Here is a 19,905-nt window from a genome sequence, read left to right as displayed (position 1 = left end):
TATGACCGACATCATCCAACTCCCGCCCACCGAATTGAAACAATGGCAGGACGAAGGCCGCGCATTTCACCTGCTCGACGTCCGAACTGATGAAGAACGCGCCATCTGCACCCTGCCCGCTGCCATTCATATTCCGATGAACCTCATCCCCCTGCGCCAAAACGAGCTGCCCGACGATGATTTACCTATCGTCGTCTATTGCCACCACGGCATCCGCAGCCTGCACACGGCTATGTATTTGGAAGACGCCGGATTTGAAAACCTCTACAACCTGCAAGGCGGTATTGATGCTTGGGCGGAGCAAATCGATGCCAAGATGATGCGGTATTAAATTGCTTTTATGAATAAAAGGCCGTCTGAAACTGGATTTCAGACGGCCTTTGCGATTATTTCACAAACCGTGCATCTGCCATAAACGGCCGTGTAGCGGCTGGTTTGGCCGAATAGAAGCGGGAGAAAGTGCTGTCAATTTTGGTTTGTATCGGTTTACCGTCCAATGTTGCCGATGCTTCCAATTTCACACCACCGCCACTGGTTTCGCCCAATTTCATATTTGGGAATGTCAGTTTGGCAATATTGAGTTTCACATTTTCCACTTTGGTATCGGGAGACATCAGCTGCTTGCCGACCGGACGGATTTTTTCACCCTCATCATGAGGCGCGGCACCACCGTTATCGTCAACCACGCCGATATTAATCAATCGGGCAGCTGCCAAATCCATCTTGCCGTTTTTAACCGGAATACCGACAAACAGTTTTACGCCGCGATGAATGAACGTATTATCTCGCCACTGAGTTTGGCCCTCTCTGGGCGGTTTGGTTTCCGCCGCCACCGAATAAGTACGGCCCATAATCATCAATTTATAACCCGGAATTTTTTTCGACCCCAACCCATCGGCAATATCTTCAACCAACTGCGGCGCAGTCAAATCTTCACTTGCCAAAATACGGGCCGATGTTTCTGCCAGATAAGCAGGTTTGCCGTCTATGGCCAATGCTTGTTCATGGCCGAAATCAGCTGCAAATGCAGGTATGGCAGCTAAGGCGGCCAATGTCAAAATGCCGATGCGTTTCATCGCTTACTCCTGATGTAGAATATGGTTAGACTATTCATCCGAAAAACTCGGACAAATTTTAGACGAAACCATATTATTCTATAAATGATATAGATTATCAACAATATTTATAATACGGACAATATAAAGGCCGTCTGAAAACCAAGTTTCAGACGGCCTTTTCAATCTGGCTTAAAACCTATATCAGCCTGTAAAGCGTTTGAATACCAATGTGCCGTTGGTACCGCCAAAGCCGAAGGAATTGGAGATGGCAACGTCGATTTTCGCGTCGCGCGCTTCGTTGGCGCAGTAGTCCAAATCGCAACCGGCTTCAACGTCTTGTTCAAAGATGTTGATGGTCGGTGGAGATTTTTGCTCGTGCACTGCCAACACACTGTACAACGCTTCCACGCCGCCAGCCGCTCCGAGCAAGTGTCCGGTCATGGATTTGGTAGAGTTGACAATGACTTTGTGCGCATGGTCGCCCAAAGCGCGTTTGAGGGCTTTGGTTTCGTTGGCATCGCCCAGCGGAGTGGACGTACCGTGTGCGTTGACGTAATCAACGTCTTCAGGGTTCAGGCCGGCATCTTTCAGCGCACGGGTAACCGCCAATGCCGGGCCTTCTTCGTTAGGCGCGGTAATGTGGTAGGCATCGGAACTCATGCCGAAGCCGACGATTTCGGCGTAGATCTTCGCACCGCGTTTTTTCGCGTGTTCCAATTCTTCCAACACCAGCACGCCCGCACCTTCGCCGATAACAAAACCGTCACGGCCTTTGTCCCACGGACGGGATGCGGTGGCAGGATCGTCGTTGCGGGTGGAAAGGGCTTTCATCGCAGCAAAGCCGCCCACGCCCAAAGTGCTGATCGCGCCTTCCGCACCGCCAGCAATCATCACATCCGCATCGCCGTATTTAATCAGTCGTGCAGAGTCGCCGATGGAGTGTGCGCCGGTGGTACAGGCGGAAACCATGCCGTAGCTCGGGCCGCGGTAGCCTTTAAGGATGGTCACGTGGCCGGAAATCAGGTTGATCAACGAGCCAGGAATAAAGAAAGGATTGATTTTGCGCGCGCCGCCTTCGAGTACGGCTTTGCCGGTAGCTTCAATGCTCGGCAGGCCGCCGATACCGGAGCCGATGTTGACACCGACACGGTCTTTGTCGAGGGTTTCCAAATCGTCCAAGCCTGAATCATTGATGGCTTGCAGGGCGGCGGCGATACCGTAATGGATAAACACGTCCATGCGGCGCGCTTCTTTCGCGCTGATGTATTGGCCGATGTCGAAATCGCGCACTTCGCCGGCGATTTGGCTGTTGATGTCGGATGCGTCAAAGCGGGTAATCCGTCCGATGCCGCTTTTGCCTGCGAGCAGATTGCTCCATGCGGTGGCGACGTCGTTGCCGACCGGTGATACTTGGCCAAGACCTGTGATGACTACTCTTCTCTGACTCATGATAATCTCGCTGTTGGTTGTCGGGATTTTCGCGGCAGACTTGCTCTTTTCTTCGTGGAAACGGGCAAAACTCATGCCGTCTGAAATTTCAGGGGTTTGATAATAAGGTAAAAGCCTCTATTGCGATAGCGCAGCAGAGGCTGGGTGTTTGAGGCGACCGATTAGCCTTGGTGGGCGTTGATGTAGTCGATAGCCAATTGTACGGTAGTGATTTTTTCAGCGTCTTCATCAGGGATTTCGCAGCCGAAAGCTTCTTCCAAAGCCATCACCAGTTCCACGGTGTCCAGAGAGTCAGCACCCAAATCGTCTTGGAAAGAAGATTCGTTTTTCACTTCGGCTTCGTTTACGCCCAGTTGTTCAGCAACAATTTTTTTAACTTGTTGTTCGATGTTTGACATAATTAGTCGTTCCTTTTCGCCTTGCGGCAGGTTGTTTAAGAGAAATAATTCGTCGGTATTGTACCGAATTCGGATAGAGTTTTCCATCTAATCCTGCATTTTAGCACAGATTATTCAGTAAAAACCTGTTGTTGCGCATATTAGCATAGGCTGATTTTAACCTACAAGCAGGAAATTGTTTTTATTTGATATCATAGGGTTAAGTTTGATTATCGTGATTCGTGGCCGTCTGAAAACCCTAATATCGGCTTCTCAAACGGCTTTAAGGTAATTTCAAATATTTTCTCCAATTATTTTTCCAAGCCGCCCACATCATCCGTTTCACGATATTCCAGCCCGTCCAATGCCGCAAAATGCCGCTTGCCGCATTCGATTTTCAGCCTCTCATTCTGGCGTAGTTTGTCCGTATCCACACCCGCCTGAATGCCTTTGCCAGTATTTTTGGTTTCTGCAACAAAGTACACTTTGCCCTGAACCTGTTTTACCACTGCCCAATCGGGATTGTAATTGCCCAGTGGGGTAGGAATTTTGAACCATCCGGGTAGCTTGAAATAAAACGCTACACCACCTTCATGGTCAGCATCATAATGCTCGCAATCGGCGGCAAAGTTTTTTTCCGTTCCGGAATCCAATGGGATATAGTTTTCGCAAATGGTTTTTTGCGGATTACTTACTGCAAATGTAAAGCTGTTCTCATAAAACTCAATACCTTCGCACACCATATTTTCCAGCAGCTTTTGGTCGTACACTTCGCCGGTTTGTTCATACTCAATTCCTGCCGCCATCAGTGCGTACAGGCTGCGGTTTACCGCTTCAGCAGCAAGGTCGATGAAGCGTTGCGGATTACCAGCTACATCTTTCAGACGACCCGACTGTGTGATGATTTCGTACACCGTGCGCCGTGTCAGCCCCGTCTTTTTTTGGATCTCGCCGAGTATGTCCGGGATTTCCCATTGAACGTCCATTTCGCGGCTGCGGCTGGCAATTTCGACTGTTTCGATACCGTAGGTTTGGGATTGTTTCAATTGCGCCTTGCGGACGCGGATTCTCGGCTTTTGGATTTCTGGCAGGTTTGCCACTGCCGCCGAAGCCTGTTTGATCAATTCTTCCGTATCGAAGCGCACGCGGTAGCGCGTTTTGTATTTCAATCTCTCCCAAATTGCCTGAAATTCGGGGTCGAGCGGAAAATCTTTGCGAAATAGCTGTTTTTTCTTCTTATTGCCGTCCTTGATGTTTTCGGCGGCAAATTTGATACCGCATTCGTCTTCGTATTCCTTTTGCAGATTGGCGGCAAACAATTCATAACTTTCGTTCGGCACTACAGTCAGTACGTTCACTTTTTCATCGCGCACGCGACGCCCTTCCTGATTGACGGCTATACGTAGCCCGCGCCCGATTTCCTGCCGCTTTTTCAGCGGCGAGCGGGTTTCGTTGAGCGTGCAGATCTGGAATACATTGGGGTTATCCCAACCTTCTTTCAGCGCGGAATGGGAAAAGATAAAGCGCAGCGGGCTATCAAAGGAAAGCAGGGTTTCCTTATCGCGCATAATGAGGCGGTAGGTATCGTTGTCCGCCTGCATTGTGCCGTCGGTGTTTTTCAGACAGCCTTTGTCTTGCGAGAAATAGCCGTCGTGTACGCCTGCCGTATCGGTGCTGCCTGAAAGCTCTCGATAAATTTCTTCAAACCAAAGGGCAAACTTGCCCGCTGTTCCATCTGCTGTGCGGTAGTTCTCCACGCGGTCGATGAAGAACAGCGACAACACCTTAATCCCCAGCGGATTCAGCCGTTTCTCCTTCGCCAAATGCTCCCTTACCGTTTCGCGGATTTGGTTTTTCATGATTTCATCGCGCACTACGTCGCTGTTGCTGCTACGGCTGATTTTCAGGCCACCTGAAAACTTGATTTCCCCGGTTCCGATATCGATATCGTTTACAGCAAAGCCGTAGCGGTAGGCGGGATTTCCGCCCGATTTCTCAAACAAATCGTCTTTTACGGACACGCTGACAGGTTTCTTTTTAGTTTCTTTTTTGTCCTGATAATGGATGCTGAGTTTGGCGGTTATTTTGCGTTTGCCCTGTTTGATTTCTACGATTTCAACAAATGCGCCGTTCACATCGTTTTCCGCCAATACTGGCAAGACTTCAATCTGTTTGACCAGCTTCAAATTATATGCCTGCACGGGATTCAGGCTGTAAACCTTGTGGTAAGGGTTTTTATGCGTTGCCGAATAGCGCAGGGTAAAAAGCGGATGGAGCGATTCCAAAGCGTTCAGACGGCCTTCCGTTTCCATATTTTGCGGCTCGTCGATGATGACGATGGGACACGTTTCCTGAATAAACTTAATCGGTGCTTCCCCGCTTTCGTTTACCTTATTGATAACGTTTCCGTCTTTTTCAAACGACTGGATGTTGATCACTAAAATTTCGATGTGGTCGTTTACCGCAAAAGCGCGCAAGTCCGACAGCCGGCCGCTTGAATATTCCGCATAACGCATCACGGGCCTGCCAAACACCCCGTCAAAATGTGCCTTCGTAATTTCCAGGCTTTTCAACACGCCTTCGCGTATCGGTACGCTCGGTACGACAATCACAAACTTCTTCCAGCCGTAGCGGCGGTTTAATTCATAAATCGTGCGCAGATAGACATAGGTTTTGCCCGTACCCGTTTCCATTTCCAGAGAAAAATTCAGCCCGTGCGCGCCGATTTCCGTTTCAGGCTGTCTGTTTTGCTTTTGTACCGCATTCAGATTCCTACCTAGCGTTTCCCAATCCAAATCCAAGCTGTTGCCGACAAACCGCCCCGTCCCCTGACTGGTCAAATCAAATGTCCGGGCATGGTTCGGCTGTCCTGCAAAAAGATTCGCAACGGCATTTACCGCATCAAGCTGATAGGGCAGTTCTTCAAATTTCAGTTCCATCGTTTTCTCCCTACACACACTCGAACATCACGCCCGCATCCTTCATCTGCAATACGGTATTGCTTTTAAGCGCATCGTCGCCCTCGAACAGCCTGTCCAATGTCGCCACTTTGGCGGGATGCTTCGACAGCACGGCATCAATCAAACCTTGATCCACACGTTCCAACAGGAAAGCGTACAGCCCGCCCGTATCCTCGTCTTCCACGAAATACACGTCGTCTGAAAACGAAACTTTGCAAGTCAGCTTCAAGCCCATACGCAGCATCAATTCGTAGAGCAGATTTTCAGACGATGTTTCAGACAGCACGGAATCGATATTCAAATACAATTCGCGTTGCAGGGCTTCCGTATCGGCCTGTCCGGGCTGCCGCCATTGTTTGAAACCGCTTTCGGCAAGTTTGAAAACTTTAAAACCCGTATCTATTTCCGATCCGTCTTGAAGGCCGTCTGAAATCTGCCTGCCCGCGCGGCGGATGCGTTCTTTGGCAATTTCGGCAATCGTGTCAAAACCAGCCTTGCGCGCTTCGGATTTTTCGTCGGTTTCTTCGGGGAGTTGCACACAGATGAAACGGCGGCTGCCGCCGTCTTCGGCGTTAAGTTGCATCACGGCATGGGCGGTGGTGCCGCTGCCGGAGAAGAAGTCCATAATAATTTCATTGTTATTTAAAGATGCAATTTTCATCAAAATTTTGATGAGAGGTGTTGGTTTTGGATAACTAAAATATGCTTGATTATCAAAAAGCAATTTTGTTTGTTTTGTACCAAAAGCTGTATTTTTACCATCAGTTTCATCTAAAATTTCTTCTAATTCTTCCGCAATTTCGCTTTGCAACCATGCGGCATAAAGCTGTGTGCGGAATTCGCCCTCTAATGGTTGATAAACTTTCTCATATGCTTCCCATTCTCCATCATCACGTTTTTGAAATTCAATATCTTTATTTGATAAACATGTTTTCATTCTTTTTTCATTCCACCGCCATCGTCCATCAGAACCATCAGGAAGTTTTGGTGTAATTTCAATTCCATCATATGTCTTAATCGGATAAAAAAGATTTGGTCTATCTTGGCGTGTTGCACCACTTCCCCATTTTCTTGCTAATTGTGTTTTATAAAATCTATTTTTTTCAGCATCAAACTTGGGAAATTTCTCATCAGATTTGATTTTCCTACCCACAGTAAATTGTTCTTTATTTCTTGCATACATCAAAATATATTCATGGTTTTGCAATAGATTCTTGTCATCTGCACCGCCACCACGCCCCTTCCATGGCAACTCAGCAACAAAATTCTCCGCCCCAAACACTTCATCACATAGCAGTTTCAGCTGTGCCTGTTCGTTGTCGTCTATCGAGATAAAGATTACGCCGTCTTCGCGCAGCAGGGTTTTTGCCAGATGCAGGCGCGGCAGCATCATGGAGAGCCAGTTGCTGTGGTAATGGCCGCTGTCTTTGCCGTTTTTGCGCCATGCACCTTGGAATACGCCGTCGCGCTTCAGGTAGCCCGCGTCGTCGGTATCACCCACGCGGCGGGCGTATTCTTCACGGCTTTCGGAGAATTTGTCGGGATAAATAAAGGAATCGCTGCCGGTGTTGTAGGGCGGGTCGATGTAAATCATCTTCACGCTGCCGGCGTAGGCTTTTTGCAGGATTTTCAGGGCTTCGAGGTTTTCGGCTTCGATAAACACGTTTTGCGTGCCGTCGAAATCTGCGGATTCTTCTTTGCAGGGAACGAGGGTTCGGGAAGTGGGGCTTTGCAGGTTGAGATAGGCGGCGGTTTTGCCCGCCCAATCGAGTTGATAACGTTCGCCCGCGCCGGCAAGGTTTTCGGCGCCGAGGACGAGTTTGAGCTTCTCAAAGTCGATTTGGTCTTCGCAAAAGACTTCGGGAAAGATTTGTTTGAGTTTTAATATGTTGTTTTGTTTGAAATTATTTTCCAAATCGTGTATAATTTCGGTTCGGTTCGGTTCGGTTCGGTTCGGTTGCCATAATTGCGTCTTCCATCAATGATTACTTACAAAGTGTCCATTTTATCGGGATATGTTGAAAGTTAAAAGAAAAGAAGGCCGTCTGAAAACTTTAATATTCGTTTTTCAGACGGCCTTCTTTTCACTTGCCGAAACAAGAGTATTTTGTTTCTCAACTTTACAAAACGGTCAGTCCTGCTGCTTGCTTCTACCCCAAAAACTCTTTCAAAAACAGCAAGACGCAGGCAAGTTCGTCGGCGGATTCGCGTTGCGTGCCGTTGCCGGTATGGCCGCCGCCGTCAGGCGCGTAGAGCCACGATTGCGGCGAGGTTTCGCGCAGTTTGGCGTAGAACTTGAGTGCGTGGGCGGGATGGACGCGGTCGTCGCTGAGGCTGGTGGTAATGAGTGCTGGCGGATAATCGATGCCGTCTGAAAGATTGTGATACGGCGACAATTCGCCCAGCCAGCGTTTGCAGACTTCGTATTTCTGCGGATTGCCGTATTCGTCCGTCCAACTTGAACCTGCGGAGAGCAGCGGATAGCGGATCATGTCGGTCAGCGGCACTTCGCACACCAGCGCGCCTATGCTTTGCGGCTCGCGCACGAAGGCGGCGGCGGTAATCAGGCCGCCGTTGCTGCCGCCCTGCAAACCGATGTGTTTGGGCGAACTCATGCCGCGTTCGGACAAATCGCGCACGACGGCCAGCAAATCGTCGACGCTTTTGTGTTTGCTGATTCCCTGCGCCGCCTGATGCCAGCGCGGACCGAACTCGCCGCCGCCGCGTATGTTCGCCAACACGAAGGCATTGCCCTCTTCCAGCCAATATTTGCCGACGCTGCCCAGATAATGCGGCAATTCAGGAATGCCGAAACCGCCGTAGGCATAGACCAGCGTTGGCGTGTCGGGGGCGGCGTTTTTGCCGACGTGGAAATAAGGAATGCGCTCGCCATCGGCCGAAGTCGTCCAAAACTGCTGCACGTTGATGCCGTCTGAATCAAACTGCTGCGGCTGGCGGCGCATGACGGTCAGTTCCATCACGTTCAAATCCAGCGCAAACAGCGTCAGCGGCGTGGTGAAATCGCTGGCGGCAAGGTAAACCACGTCTCCGCCCCACGGTTGGTCAGTCATTTCCAACGCACCCGAAGGCAGGCGCGGCAACTCGACTTCCTGCCATTTGCTATCGGTAAAGCGCCACGCTTTCAGACGGCCTTGTACGTTTTCCAAAAGGCTCGCCACCACAAAACGCTTGGTCGTTTCCACGCTTTCCAATGCCTGCGTTTCATCGGGCGCAAACAAAAGCTGCGCCGCCCCGAGTTCGCCCCGATTCAGCTTCACCGCCACCAGCGCGCCGCTCGGATAGCTTTGGTTCGCACGGTTCCAGTCTTTGCGCAACGTCAGCAAAAGATGCCCCGCCAGATAGCCGACCACATCGCAATCATTGGGCAGGTTCAACGGTTTTGCCTCGCCTTCGGCCGACACCTGCAAATAAGTTTTGGTGTAAAAACCGTCCGACGCTTCAATCAAATCAATCGGCGAACCCTGCGGATCGAGATAGCGCCAAGCGTTCACCATCATGCCGTCTTCAGCAATTTGATACACCGGCAGGCTTTCCTCGAAACTTTTGCCGCGCTCCACCAGCCACACTTCGCGCGGATAGCCCGATTCGGTCAACTGGCGTTCGTCCCAAGCCGGACACACCCACACGCTATTTTCATCGCGCCACGACACATGGTTTTTGCCTGCCGGAAAGTGAAAACCGCCTTCTACCAACTCCCCTGCTTCCAAATCCACTTCCAGCGTGTACGCCGTATCGCCGCCCGATTTGCTCAGTGTTAACAACGCGCGGTTGGGCTTTTCCACCAAGTGCGACACGCCGCCCAAATACACATCGTCGCCAAGCAATTCGTCGAAATCCGCCACTGAAAACAGGATTTTCCACTCAGGATAGCCGGAACGGTACGTCGCCGCGGTACACACGCGGTACACGCCCTTCGGATATTCCGCGTCCTGATGGAAATGGTACATCCGCGCGCGGTGTTCCTGACAAAACGGAATCTGCCGCGTGTCCTGCAACTGCGCCAAAATGCCGTCAGACAATTCGCGCGCCTTGTCGTTTTCTAAAAAACGGGCGCGCGTTTCGGCATCCGCCGCAGCGGCAAAATTTTGCGTTTCGGGAGATTCGAGGTTTTCAAAATGGAGATAGGAATCGGGGTAAGATTTCATAGGAAAAGGCCGTCTGAAAGATTGGGAAACGGAATTATAACGGCAAAATCAAAAAAGGCCGTCTGAAACCTGCATTTCAGACGGCCTGAGACATTATTCAACTCAACGTCCGTATATTTTCCACAAACCTTCCTGCAAACCAAACGCAGGCTCGCCGTCTTGCGGCTGGGTGCGGACGTAGCTGCCGTCAGGCTGCATCAGCCAAGCCTGGGTATTGTCTTCCAAAGCCATTTCCAAACCTTCGCGAATCACGCGTTCTTTGAGTTCGGGCGTGGTAATCGGCGTGGCGACTTCAATACGGCGGAAGAAGTTACGACCCATCCAGTCGGCACTGGAGATAAAGGTATCGTCTGCGCCGTTGTTATGGAAGCAATACACGCGCGAGTGTTCGAGTTGGCGGCCGATAATGGAGCGGACGCGGATGTCTTCGGACAAGCCTTTGACACCCGGGCGCAAAGTACACATACCGCGCACAATCAGGTCGATTTGTACGCCTGCCGCGCTGGCTTGATACAGCGCATCAATCACACTCGGCTCGATGAGGGAATTCATCTTGGCGGTAATCCGCGCCGGTTTGCCGGCTTTGGCGTGTTCGGTTTCCTGCTTGATGCGGTCGATGACCATTTTGTGCAGGGTAAACGGGCTTTGATAGAGCTTGTTCAGACGGCCCGGCTTGCCCAAGCCTGTGATTTCCATAAACAAAGTGTTCACATCAGCAGTAATTTGTTCGTCGGCGGTGATGATGCCGAAGTCGGTGTAAATGCGCGATGTGCCTTGGTGGTAGTTGCCGGTACCGAGGTGGGCATAACGCTTGAGCACGCCGTCTTCACGGCGGATAACCAAAGCCATTTTGGCGTGGACTTTGTAGCCGAATACGCCGTACACGACGTGCGCACCCGCCTCTTCGAGCTGTTTCGCCCAGTTGACGTTGTTGGCTTCGTCAAAACGCGCCATCAGTTCAACCACGACGGTAACTTGCTTGCCCGCCAGTGCAGCCTTCATCAATGCGCGCACAAGCTCGGAATTGCTGCCGGTACGATAAATGGTCATTTTGACGGCCAACACATCCGGATCGGCAGCAGCCTCGCGTATCATTTGGACAACCGGATCGAAAGATTGATACGGGTGGTGCAGCAAGATCGGCGACTGTTTGACCAGTTTGAATACGGAGCCGTTTTTGCGCAAGGCTTTCAGACGGCCTGCATTGCGTGGCGGAAACTTCAAATCCGGCCTGTCCACCAAATCGGGGACGGCATTGAGGCGCACCAAATTGACCGGCCCTTTGACCTGATACAGCTCGGCAGAAGTCAGCTTGAACTGGGCAAGCAGGAAGTCGTGAATATGCGCCGGACAAGTATCCGCCACTTCCAAGCGCACGCCGTCGCCGTATTCGCGGTCGTGCAATTCGTTTTGAATCGCGGCACGCAGGTTTTTCAAATCTTCTTCATCGACCGTCAAATCGCTGTCGCGCGTGAGGCGGAACTGATGGCAGTCTTTAACCTTCATGCCGGGAAAGAGTTTGCCGACATGGGCGTGCAAAATCGAAGACAAGAACACAAAGCCTGCATCGCCGCCGCAAATTTCAGACGGCATGGGGACGACGCGCGGCAAAATGCGCGGAGCCTGCACAATCGCCATCCCGGACGGACGGCCGAACGCATCCGTACCTTCTAGTTCGACGGCAAAGTTGAGCGATTTGTTTAACGGGCGAGGAAACGGGTGTGACGGATCAAGGCCGATGGGCGTGAGAATAGGCAACAGCTCGTTGTCGAAATAGTTTTCGATCCATTTTTTCTGTGCGGCCGTCCATTTGTGGCGGCGATAGAAATGAATGCCGGCACGGCTGAGTGCAGGCTGCAATACTTTGTTAAACAGATCGTACTGCTCGCGGATCAAGGCCTGCGCTTCTTTCGCCACCGCTTCGATGGTTTCGGCCGCGGTTTTGCCGTTGTCGAGCGGCTGATGCGGACGCAGTTTATTTTCGCGTTTCAACCACGCCATGCGCACTTCAAAAAATTCGTCCAAATTGGAAGACACGATGCACAGGAAACGCAAACGTTCCAACAAAGGAACTTTCGTATCCTGCGCCTGAGCCAGTACACGGCGGTTAAACGCCAACAGGCTGAGTTCTCGGCAAAGAATGCGGTTTTGCTCGGGCATGGTTTACTCCTGAAACATCAGTCATTAACACCATCAAGTATAACGTTTTGCCGCCGTTCCGTCAGGTTTCAGACGGCCTTAGCAGACAACCTCATCCCTATTTGAGGCAAGACAAAGGGTTATCCGTTGTTTTCTATGCCGAAACAGCGGTTTTTGCTATAATGCGCAGTTTAATGCAACCGCAATACCACTGCTAAAGGATAAGAAAATGGGCTTTTTGCAAGGCAAAAAAATTCTGATTACCGGCATGATCTCCGAGCGTTCCATCGCTTACGGCATCGCCAAAGCCTGCCGCGAACAAGGCGCGGAATTGGCATTTACTTATGTTGTCGACAAACTGGAAGAGCGCGTCCGTAAAATGGCGGCCGAACTCGGCTCCGAACTCGTGTTCCGCTGCGACGTTGCCAGCGACGACGAAATCAACCAAGTTTTCGTTGACTTGGGCAAACACTGGGACGGCTTGGATGGCCTCGTTCACTCCATCGGCTTCGCCCCTAAAGAAGCTTTGAGCGGCGACTTCCTCGACAGCATCAGCCGCGAAGCGTTCAACACCGCTCACGAAATCTCCGCATACAGCCTGCCTGCGCTGGCAAAAGCCGCCCGTCCGATGATGCAGGGTCGCAACGCTGCAATCGTTGCCCTGAGCTACTTGGGCGCCGTTCGTGCCATTCCTAACTACAACGTTATGGGTATGGCCAAAGCCAGCCTCGAAGCCGGCATCCGCTTCACCGCCGCCTGCCTGGGCAAAGAAGGCATCCGCTGCAACGGCATCTCCGCAGGCCCGATCAAAACCCTGGCCGCTTCCGGCATCGCCGATTTAAGCAAACTCTTGGGCCACGTCGCTTCCCACAACCCATTGGGCCGCAACGTTACCACCGAAGAAGTCGGCAACACCGCCGCCTTCCTCTTGTCCGACCTCGCTTCCGGCATCACCGGCGAGATTACCTACGTTGACGGCGGTTACAGCATTAACGCGCTGAATGACGAAGAGAACTAAACGGTTTTCACGCAAAACGCACTTTCATCATGAAAGTGCGTTTTTTATGGCCGTTACATTATGGCTTGAATAACTGCATAATTAAACAAATCATATTGCTCGCGGATCAGCGCCTGCGCCTCTTTTGCCACCGCCTCAATGGTCTCGGCTGCGGTTTTACCGTTATCGAGCAGCTGATGCGGACGCAGTTTGTTTTCGCGTTTCAACCACGCCATGCGCACTTCAAAAAATTCGTCCAAATTGGAAGAAACAATGCACAAAAAACGCAAACGCTCCAACAAAGGAACATTCGCATCCTGCGCCTGAGCCAATACGCGGCGGTTAAACGCCAACAGGCTGAGTTCCCGGCAAAGAATTCGGTTTTGTTCGGGCATGGTTTCCTCCTGAAACATCGGTCATTAAGATGATCAAGTATAACGTTTTGCCGCCGTTCCGTCAGGTTTCAGACGGCCTTGGCAGAAAACCTTATCCCTATTTGAGGCAAGACAAAGGGTTATCCGTTGTTTTCTATGCCGAAACAGCGGTTTTTGCTATAATGCGCAGTTTAATGCAACCGCAATACCACTGCTAAAGGATAAGAAAATGGGCTTTTTGCAAGGCAAAAAAATTCTGATTACCGGCATGATCTCCGAGCGTTCCATCGCTTACGGCATCGCCAAAGCCTGCCGCGAACAAGGCGCGGAATTGGCATTCACCTACGTTGTCGACAAACTGGAAGAGCGCGTCCGTAAAATGGCGGCCGAACTCGGCTCCGAACTCGTGTTCCGCTGCGACGTTGCCAGCGACGACGAAATCAACCAAGTTTTCGTTGACTTGGGCAAACATTGGGACGGCTTGGACGGCCTCGTCCACTCCATCGGCTTCGCCCCCAAAGAAGCATTGAGCGGCGACTTCCTCGACAGCATCAGCCGCGAAGCGTTCAACACCGCTCACGAAATCTCCGCATACAGCCTGCCTGCGCTGGCCAAAGCCGCCCGTCCGATGATGCAGGGCCGCAACGCCGCAATCGTCGCCCTGAGCTACTTGGGCGCCGTTCGTGCCATTCCTAACTACAACGTTATGGGCATGGCCAAAGCCAGCCTCGAAGCCGGCATCCGCTTCACCGCCGCCTGCCTGGGCAAAGAAGGCATCCGCTGCAACGGCATCTCCGCAGGCCCGATCAAAACCCTGGCTGCTTCCGGCATCGCCGATTTAAGCAAACTCTTGGGCCACGTCGCTTCCCATAACCCGCTGGGCCGCAACGTTACCACCGAAGAAGTCGGCAACACCGCCGCCTTCCTCTTGTCCGACCTCGCTTCCGGCATCACCGGCGAGATTACCTACGTTGACGGCGGTTACAGCATTAACGCGCTGAATGACGAAGAGAACTAAACGGTTTTCACGCAAAACGCACTTTCATCATGAAAGTGCGTTTTTTATGGCCGTTACATTATGGCTTGAATAACTGCATAACCCAAAAGGCCGTCTGAAAGTCAAATACGGATACGAAACATTAACTTTACAGGCTTTCAATGATTATGTTTTCAACATTATTATATTATCATTCCACCTTAACCTAAAGATTTGATAGAGCATTGATTCTAAAGATAACATTCATATTATCTGATACTTAGCCACGGATAAAAAGTGGTGCAAAAAAGTAACAAAAAAAATTCAGACGGCCTGTTTTTCATACAGAAGGCATAGAAGCCGGGCATTTTTAGCATAAAATACAAAATTTAACATTATTGAAATTTTCTTAACCGATAAAGCGTTAATATGCCTGCCGTTTTATTGAACTACATCTGATTTTGACTCAAACACATACAGGAGATTAATTATGTCAATCGCTTCAGAATTTAAAGAATTTATTATGCGTGGCAACGTGATCGACCTCGCAGTCGGTATGGTTGTCGGTACAGCATTCAGCGGCATCGTCAAATCATTGGTTGACGACGTAATCATGCCCCCTATCGGCCTGTTGATCGGCGGCGTTGATTTCTCCAACCTGTTCATTACGTTGAAAGACGGCGCACAAGCCGCTCCTGCAGAAGGTTACGCCAACCTGGCAGCCGCCCAAGCAGCCGGTGCCGTTACCCTGAACATCGGTCTGTTCATCAACACCGTGATCAGCTTCCTGATCATCGCCGCTGCCATCTTCTGCGTGGTTAAAGCCATCAACTCTGTGAAAAAAACCGAAGCTCCTGCTGAAGAAGCACCGGCAGAGCCTAGCGAAGAAGTTCTGTTGTTGCGCGAAATCCGTGATTCTCTGAACAAAAAATAATCACAATACCCAAACATACACACAAACTAAGGCCGTCTGAAACCATTTCAGACGGCCTTTTCTAACTCCATCGCTCTGACATAGTTGGCTGTTTAAGAAAAACTACAAGCAGCTATCCTTCATTTATTTATAGAAACCTTGCTTACGACCTCATTATTTTTACCCAATAGATAAAGGAAATTATCATTTACCTCTAATTTACCAAGATAAACGCCATAATCCATTTCATGAGCAGGACAGGTTTTAATCAAATGACGAATACTCTTGTCTTTATTTTCAATATTCCAAAACAAGTCAACTTTATCGATCTGATGTTCCACTTGAATGGAAAAAGTGGTGGATTGAATCTTTTTCTTTTTCCATACCCAACTATTTTCATAATGGTTTCTTTCTATTTCATTCACTACATCCCCAAGTAAGCAGAATGGAATAGAAAGCTTATGAAACACACGGTTTGCCCCTTCAACTAAAGCAGCCAAGAGCATCTTTTTCTTATCAACAGGATCTAAAGCTTCATAGGTACAAAAATCAAATGGAACCTGAACAGTATAGACACCAAGTAAGTTTATGATACAAGGATTGCAGACCTTATCCATGCATTCTATGATGATTTTCCAACAATCCTTAGTTGGAACAGGCTTGAAGAGTCGCTCCAACATAGATGTCATACACTTCGATTCATATACAAACGCTTTTCTATGGCATTTCCAATTTTGATTGTAGTCCTCTATCCTGGCCTCCTCGTATCTTAATGAAGCTGAGTCCATCAACTCCTCGATCCTTTGGCGATTTTCCACATAAGGTCTATCTAATTCAAAATATCTTAACTTCATATTCATACTTCCATGATCTTATTTTTTATACAGGACCAACCCTATGTAAAGGCTAAGTCTTTCAAGGTAGCAATGATTCTGAGCTCTACATATCGAGAACTCCAACTTCTTGATGCTTCATACTTCTCACCCTCCTCAAAAGAAATTTCCTTTTCTTAACTATTCCCTATAGTCGTAGCACTTCTCCTGTAAAAAAGCCCAATGCGTTCAACATCGGGCTTTTAACTGGAAAACCAATCTTAGTCTTTGCGTGTTTCCACCAAAATCATTTCGACTGCTACGTCTTCCACTTCTACTTTAGGCACATCCGAACGGCGTGTTTTGGCAACCGGTTCGGGTTGCGGCTGCGCGGCAAAAGCGGCAACGGCTTGCGGATCGGTTTCAACGAAAATCAAATCGCCCAAACCTTCCGGCAAAACAGCGGCAACAGGCACTTTTTCAGCTACGGCCTCAGTTTGCGTTGTCACAGTTTCAGTTGCCGCTTCAACCGGTTCTGCGACTTCTGCAACGGCAGTTTCATTCGGAGACAATACCGCGGAAATGGCTTCTTTGACGTTGCTGACCGCAGAAGCCAACAGGGTTTGCTCGGCATCGGCGCTTTCGGTTTGCGCGACGGCAGGCTCGTCTTCGCTTTCAATGGCAAATACGAATGGCTCTGCGCTGGCAACTTCAGGCTCGGATACCACAATCACCAGTGGCTCGGCATGATCATCTTCCTGCGGCAAAGGCACATTTTCAGTTTCGGCGGTTTCGTTCAAACCCAAAACATGCACCACGGCAAAGAGGACTTTGTCGGCGGTATCGGTAATGTTCAGGTATTGCTCGATTTTTGCCGAAGACGGAATATTGCGTTTTTTGCTGTTTGAACGGCGGTCGTTACGGTTGTTGCGCTGACGGTTGTTGCGGTCGCGTCCTTGACGGCCGTTGTTTTTCACACCCTCTTCGCTGCGGGCGTTGTCGTCCGCTTCCGCTTGTGCTTGTTCGCCATCGGCTTGAACGTTTGCGTCCTCAACATGGCTTTCCGCATATTGGTTACGGTTGCGCTCGTTGCGGCCGTTGTTGCGGCGGCGTTTATTGCCGTTTTGTTCCGCTTGGTTTTCAGACGGCATCTCAGCCAGTGCGGCCACTTCTTGAACGTTTACGTCTTCAACCGTTTCCTCAACACGGTTGAGCTCGTTGTTACGCTCATCGCGGCGGTTGTTGCGGTTGCGGCCGCGGCGGCTTTCTTTACGCTCGTCGTTGCGGCTTTCGTTTGATTTGCTTTCTTCAAACTTACTGTCGGCGGCTTCGGCACCTACTTCGCGCACTTCAACTTTGCTGCCGTCGTGTTTGTTGTTGCGGCGCGGATTTTGACGGCGGCTGTTTGAACGGCGGTTGCTGTTTTGGCTGCGGTTGGTTGTAGTACGTTTTTCGGCAGGCTCTTGAGCGACTGCCGCAGGTGCAGGCTCGCCGCCGAAAATGCGTTTCAACCAGGCTTTGAAGCTGTCCCACCAAGAGGCTTTTTTCTCAGGGGCGACAGTCGGCGCAGGCTGGGTATGGCGCACGCCTTTGACGGCAGGCTCAGGACGGGCCGCTTTGGCTTTTTCGCTGCCGAAAGGTTTGGCAGATTCGTCTTCTTCAGGCTCGGCAACGCGTTTGTAGCTCGGTTCGCCGTCTTCTTCTACGTCATCAATGCGGATGCGGTTGATTTCGTAGTGCGGATTTTCCAAGTGGATGTTTGGAATCAGGACGACGTTTACATCCAAGCGCTCTTCCATCGCAAACAGCTCGGCGCGTTTTTCGTTCAACAGGAAGGTGGCAACATCGACAGGCACTTGTGCGTGTACTTCGCCGGTGTTGTCTTTCATTGCTTCTTCTTGAATGATGCGCAAAACGTGCAGGGCGGTGGATTCGATGCCGCGGATGACGCCGGTACCGGCACAGCGCGGACACGCAACATGGCTGCTTTCGCCCAGAGCCGGTTTCAAACGTTGACGGCTCAATTCCAAAAGGCCGAAACGCGAAAGTTTGCCCATTTGCACGCGTGCGCGGTCTTTTTTGAGCGCGTCGCGCAGGACGTTTTCAACATCGCGTTGGTGTTTTGGATTTTCCATGTCGATGAAGTCGATCACGACCAAACCGCCCAAGTCGCGCAAACGCATTTGGCGGGCGACTTCTTCAGCGGCTTCCATGTTGGTTTTGAACGCGGTGTCTTCGATGTCCGAGCCGCGGGTGGCGCGGGCGGAGTTGACGTCGATGGAAACCAGGGCTTCGGTGTGGTCGATCACAATCGCGCCGCCTGAAGGCAGACTGACACTGCGGGCGAACGCGCTTTCGATTTGGTGTTCGATTTGGAAACGGGAGAACAGCGGCGTGTGGTCTTGATAGAGTTTCAGACGGCCTACATTGCTCGGCATGACGTAGCTCATGAACTCGGCAACTTGGTCGTAAACTTCTTGATTATCCACCAGAATCTCGCCGATGTCGGGACGGAAATAGTCGCGAATCGCACGAATCAGCAGCGAGCTTTCCATAAAGAGCAGGTAAGGGTCATGGTGTGCTTTTCCTGCTTCTTCAATGGCCTGCCAAAGCTGTTTGAGGTAGTTCAAATCCCATTCCAACTCTTCCGCGCTGCGGCCGATGCCGGCGGTGCGGGCAATGATGCTCATGCCGTTCGGAATGTCGAGTTCGGCCATGGCGGCTTTCAACTCTTGACGCTCTTCGCCTTCGATACGGCGGGATACGCCGCCGCCGCGCGGATTGTTGGGCATCAATACCAGATAGCGGCCGGCCAAGCTGATGAAGGTAGTCAGTGCCGCGCCTTTGTTGCCGCGCTCGTCTTTTTCGACTTGGACGATGACTTCCATGCCCTCTTTGAGCACGTCTTGAATACGCGCCCTGCCGCCTTCGTAGTCGCGGAAATACGAACGCGACACTTCCTTAAACGGCAAAAAGCCGTGGCGGTCGGTTCCGTAATCGACGAAACACGCTTCCAGCGACGGCTCGATGCGGGTAATGATACCTTTGTAGATATTGCCTTTACGCTGTTCTTTACCCAGCGTTTCGATGTCCAAGTCCAAAAGGTTTTGGCCATCGACAATGGCAACGCGCAGCTCTTCGGCCTGCGTTGCGTTGAATAACATTCTTTTCATAGTCACCTCGTGAACAGCGGCCGTTTGATTTGTGAATATCTTTTTCAGACGGCCTGTCTGTCCGGTTGGCACTCTGCAAAGGCAAGATGGGGGAACCCCTGTGTAACCAGTTTTTGATTTGAAATCCGCAAGGTTGCATGCTTGAACTCAAGCCATGTGCGGACGGATTCGGATAAAGAAGGAAATAAAGAACAATGCGGCGGAAAGGTTGATGGTTCCGCTGCCGTCCGAATGCTGATGTTTCGGACAAAATGAAGGCAGCCTACATCTTCTTATTATCGTAGCGCCGGTAATTTCGGACGGTGCTGCGCGGACTGCGTCTTACGCCCGGCCGGACGGCAGGTTCAATTCAAACTTAATTACGGGATTGCGTTTGCCGGCTTTGAACAAACACAAGGAAATGCTTTGCGGAGTGCGTTTTTAATATAAAATCTCGTTTTAACAATAAATCCGTTTCAGACGGCCTGCAACGGCAGGTTCGGGTCCCGAAACGGACGTTTGGGATTATAGA

At 50.7% G+C, this 19,905-nt stretch carries 13 protein-coding genes and 1 pseudogene; 4 read left to right on the top strand and 10 right to left on the bottom strand.

What is annotated here, in order from left to right:
* Window position 1: 1 nt before the first annotated feature.
* Window positions 2-331 carry a rhodanese-like domain-containing protein gene (locus tag ACTHUG_RS01185; RefSeq protein WP_070824119.1) on the top strand — a complete coding sequence of 110 codons (330 nt, stop codon included), beginning with the start codon at window positions 2-4 and terminating at the stop codon, window positions 329-331.
* Window positions 332-386: 55 nt separating this feature from the next.
* Here the strand turns inward: ACTHUG_RS01185 and ACTHUG_RS01180 are convergent, their stop codons facing one another.
* From ACTHUG_RS01180 to ppk1, 7 genes are all read right to left on the bottom strand, one after another.
* Window positions 387-1,076, bottom strand: coding sequence for a hypothetical protein (locus tag ACTHUG_RS01180; protein ID WP_440385965.1), 690 nt, complete (start codon window positions 1,074-1,076; stop codon window positions 387-389).
* 183 nt (window positions 1,077-1,259) lie between these two features.
* The gene (gene fabF, locus ACTHUG_RS01175) at window positions 1,260-2,507 is read right to left on the bottom strand and encodes a beta-ketoacyl-ACP synthase II (protein ID WP_003748072.1); all 1,248 of its coding nucleotides are present in this window, start codon (window positions 2,505-2,507) and stop codon (window positions 1,260-1,262) included.
* A gap of 161 nt (window positions 2,508-2,668) precedes the next feature.
* Window positions 2,669-2,905 (bottom strand): acyl carrier protein, encoded by a 237-nt coding sequence (gene acpP, locus ACTHUG_RS01170; RefSeq protein ID WP_003679644.1) that lies wholly within the window; start codon window positions 2,903-2,905, stop codon window positions 2,669-2,671.
* 290 nt (window positions 2,906-3,195) lie between these two features.
* Entirely contained in the window at window positions 3,196-5,823 is a 2,628-nt protein-coding gene (locus tag ACTHUG_RS01165) for a restriction endonuclease (RefSeq protein WP_440385964.1), read from the bottom strand.
* Between the two features lie 10 nt (window positions 5,824-5,833).
* On the bottom strand, window positions 5,834-7,759 hold the full coding sequence (locus tag ACTHUG_RS01160) for a site-specific DNA-methyltransferase (protein WP_440385963.1): 1,926 nt from the start codon (window positions 7,757-7,759) through the stop codon (window positions 5,834-5,836).
* 235 nt (window positions 7,760-7,994) lie between these two features.
* On the bottom strand, window positions 7,995-10,010 hold the full coding sequence (locus ACTHUG_RS01155; protein ID WP_440385962.1) for a prolyl oligopeptidase family serine peptidase: 2,016 nt from the start codon (window positions 10,008-10,010) through the stop codon (window positions 7,995-7,997).
* Between the two features lie 102 nt (window positions 10,011-10,112).
* Window positions 10,113-12,170 (bottom strand): polyphosphate kinase 1, encoded by a 2,058-nt coding sequence (ppk1, locus tag ACTHUG_RS01150; protein WP_440385961.1) that lies wholly within the window; start codon window positions 12,168-12,170, stop codon window positions 10,113-10,115.
* Between the two features lie 208 nt (window positions 12,171-12,378).
* On the opposite strand from ppk1, the gene fabI (ACTHUG_RS01145) reads away from it, so the two are divergent.
* The gene (gene fabI, locus ACTHUG_RS01145) at window positions 12,379-13,167 is read left to right on the top strand and encodes an enoyl-ACP reductase FabI (RefSeq protein ID WP_003748060.1); all 789 of its coding nucleotides are present in this window, start codon (window positions 12,379-12,381) and stop codon (window positions 13,165-13,167) included.
* A 59-nt stretch (window positions 13,168-13,226) separates the two neighbouring features.
* Here fabI (ACTHUG_RS01145) and ACTHUG_RS01140 read toward each other — a convergent pair.
* Window positions 13,227-13,541 (bottom strand): annotated as a pseudogene (locus ACTHUG_RS01140) (polyphosphate kinase 1); the annotation flags it as partial.
* Between the two features lie 208 nt (window positions 13,542-13,749).
* On the opposite strand from ACTHUG_RS01140, the gene fabI (ACTHUG_RS01135) reads away from it, so the two are divergent.
* Together fabI (ACTHUG_RS01135) and mscL are read left to right on the top strand one after the other, a co-directional pair.
* Window positions 13,750-14,538, top strand: a complete 789-nt coding sequence (gene fabI, locus ACTHUG_RS01135; protein WP_003748060.1) for an enoyl-ACP reductase FabI — start codon at window positions 13,750-13,752, stop codon at window positions 14,536-14,538.
* Between the two features lie 448 nt (window positions 14,539-14,986).
* Entirely contained in the window at window positions 14,987-15,430 is a 444-nt protein-coding gene (gene mscL, locus ACTHUG_RS01130; protein WP_440385960.1) for a large conductance mechanosensitive channel protein MscL, read from the top strand.
* A 119-nt stretch (window positions 15,431-15,549) separates the two neighbouring features.
* Here the strand turns inward: mscL and ACTHUG_RS01125 are convergent, their stop codons facing one another.
* Together ACTHUG_RS01125 and ACTHUG_RS01120 are read right to left on the bottom strand one after the other, a co-directional pair.
* Window positions 15,550-16,269: a hypothetical protein gene (locus ACTHUG_RS01125; protein ID WP_314512747.1), complete on the bottom strand. Its 720-nt coding sequence runs from the start codon at window positions 16,267-16,269 to the stop codon at window positions 15,550-15,552.
* Window positions 16,270-16,502: 233 nt separating this feature from the next.
* Complete coding sequence (locus tag ACTHUG_RS01120; RefSeq protein ID WP_440385959.1) at window positions 16,503-19,394, bottom strand: Rne/Rng family ribonuclease; 2,892 nt, start codon at window positions 19,392-19,394, stop codon at window positions 16,503-16,505.
* Window positions 19,395-19,905: the final 511 nt, after the last annotated feature.

The sequence above is a fragment of the Neisseria sp. P0022.S009 genome, assembly GCF_051956675.1.
In the GTDB taxonomy this organism is placed as follows: domain Bacteria; phylum Pseudomonadota; class Gammaproteobacteria; order Burkholderiales; family Neisseriaceae; genus Neisseria.
Note: the sequence above shows the minus strand (reverse complement) of the source record. Positions and strands in the feature narration are given on the sequence as shown.

What these genes read in the sequence shown, in the direction of transcription:
- ACTHUG_RS01185 (WP_070824119.1), top strand. Translation starts at nt 2, where the DNA reads ATGACCGACATCATCCAACTCCCGCCCACCGAATTGAAACAATGGCAG.
- ACTHUG_RS01180 (WP_440385965.1), bottom strand. Translation starts at nt 1,076, where the DNA reads ATGAAACGCATCGGCATTTTGACATTGGCCGCCTTAGCTGCCATACCT.
- fabF (WP_003748072.1), bottom strand. Translation starts at nt 2,507, where the DNA reads ATGAGTCAGAGAAGAGTAGTCATCACAGGTCTTGGCCAAGTATCACCG.
- acpP (WP_003679644.1), bottom strand. Translation starts at nt 2,905, where the DNA reads ATGTCAAACATCGAACAACAAGTTAAAAAAATTGTTGCTGAACAACTG.
- ACTHUG_RS01165 (WP_440385964.1), bottom strand. Translation starts at nt 5,823, where the DNA reads ATGGAACTGAAATTTGAAGAACTGCCCTATCAGCTTGATGCGGTAAAT.
- ACTHUG_RS01155 (WP_440385962.1), bottom strand. Translation starts at nt 10,010, where the DNA reads ATGAAATCTTACCCCGATTCCTATCTCCATTTTGAAAACCTCGAATCT.
- ppk1 (WP_440385961.1), bottom strand. Translation starts at nt 12,170, where the DNA reads ATGCCCGAGCAAAACCGCATTCTTTGCCGAGAACTCAGCCTGTTGGCG.
- fabI (WP_003748060.1), top strand. Translation starts at nt 12,379, where the DNA reads ATGGGCTTTTTGCAAGGCAAAAAAATTCTGATTACCGGCATGATCTCC.
- fabI (WP_003748060.1), top strand. Translation starts at nt 13,750, where the DNA reads ATGGGCTTTTTGCAAGGCAAAAAAATTCTGATTACCGGCATGATCTCC.
- mscL (WP_440385960.1), top strand. Translation starts at nt 14,987, where the DNA reads ATGTCAATCGCTTCAGAATTTAAAGAATTTATTATGCGTGGCAACGTG.
- ACTHUG_RS01125 (WP_314512747.1), bottom strand. Translation starts at nt 16,269, where the DNA reads ATGAATATGAAGTTAAGATATTTTGAATTAGATAGACCTTATGTGGAA.
- ACTHUG_RS01120 (WP_440385959.1), bottom strand. Translation starts at nt 19,394, where the DNA reads ATGAAAAGAATGTTATTCAACGCAACGCAGGCCGAAGAGCTGCGCGTT.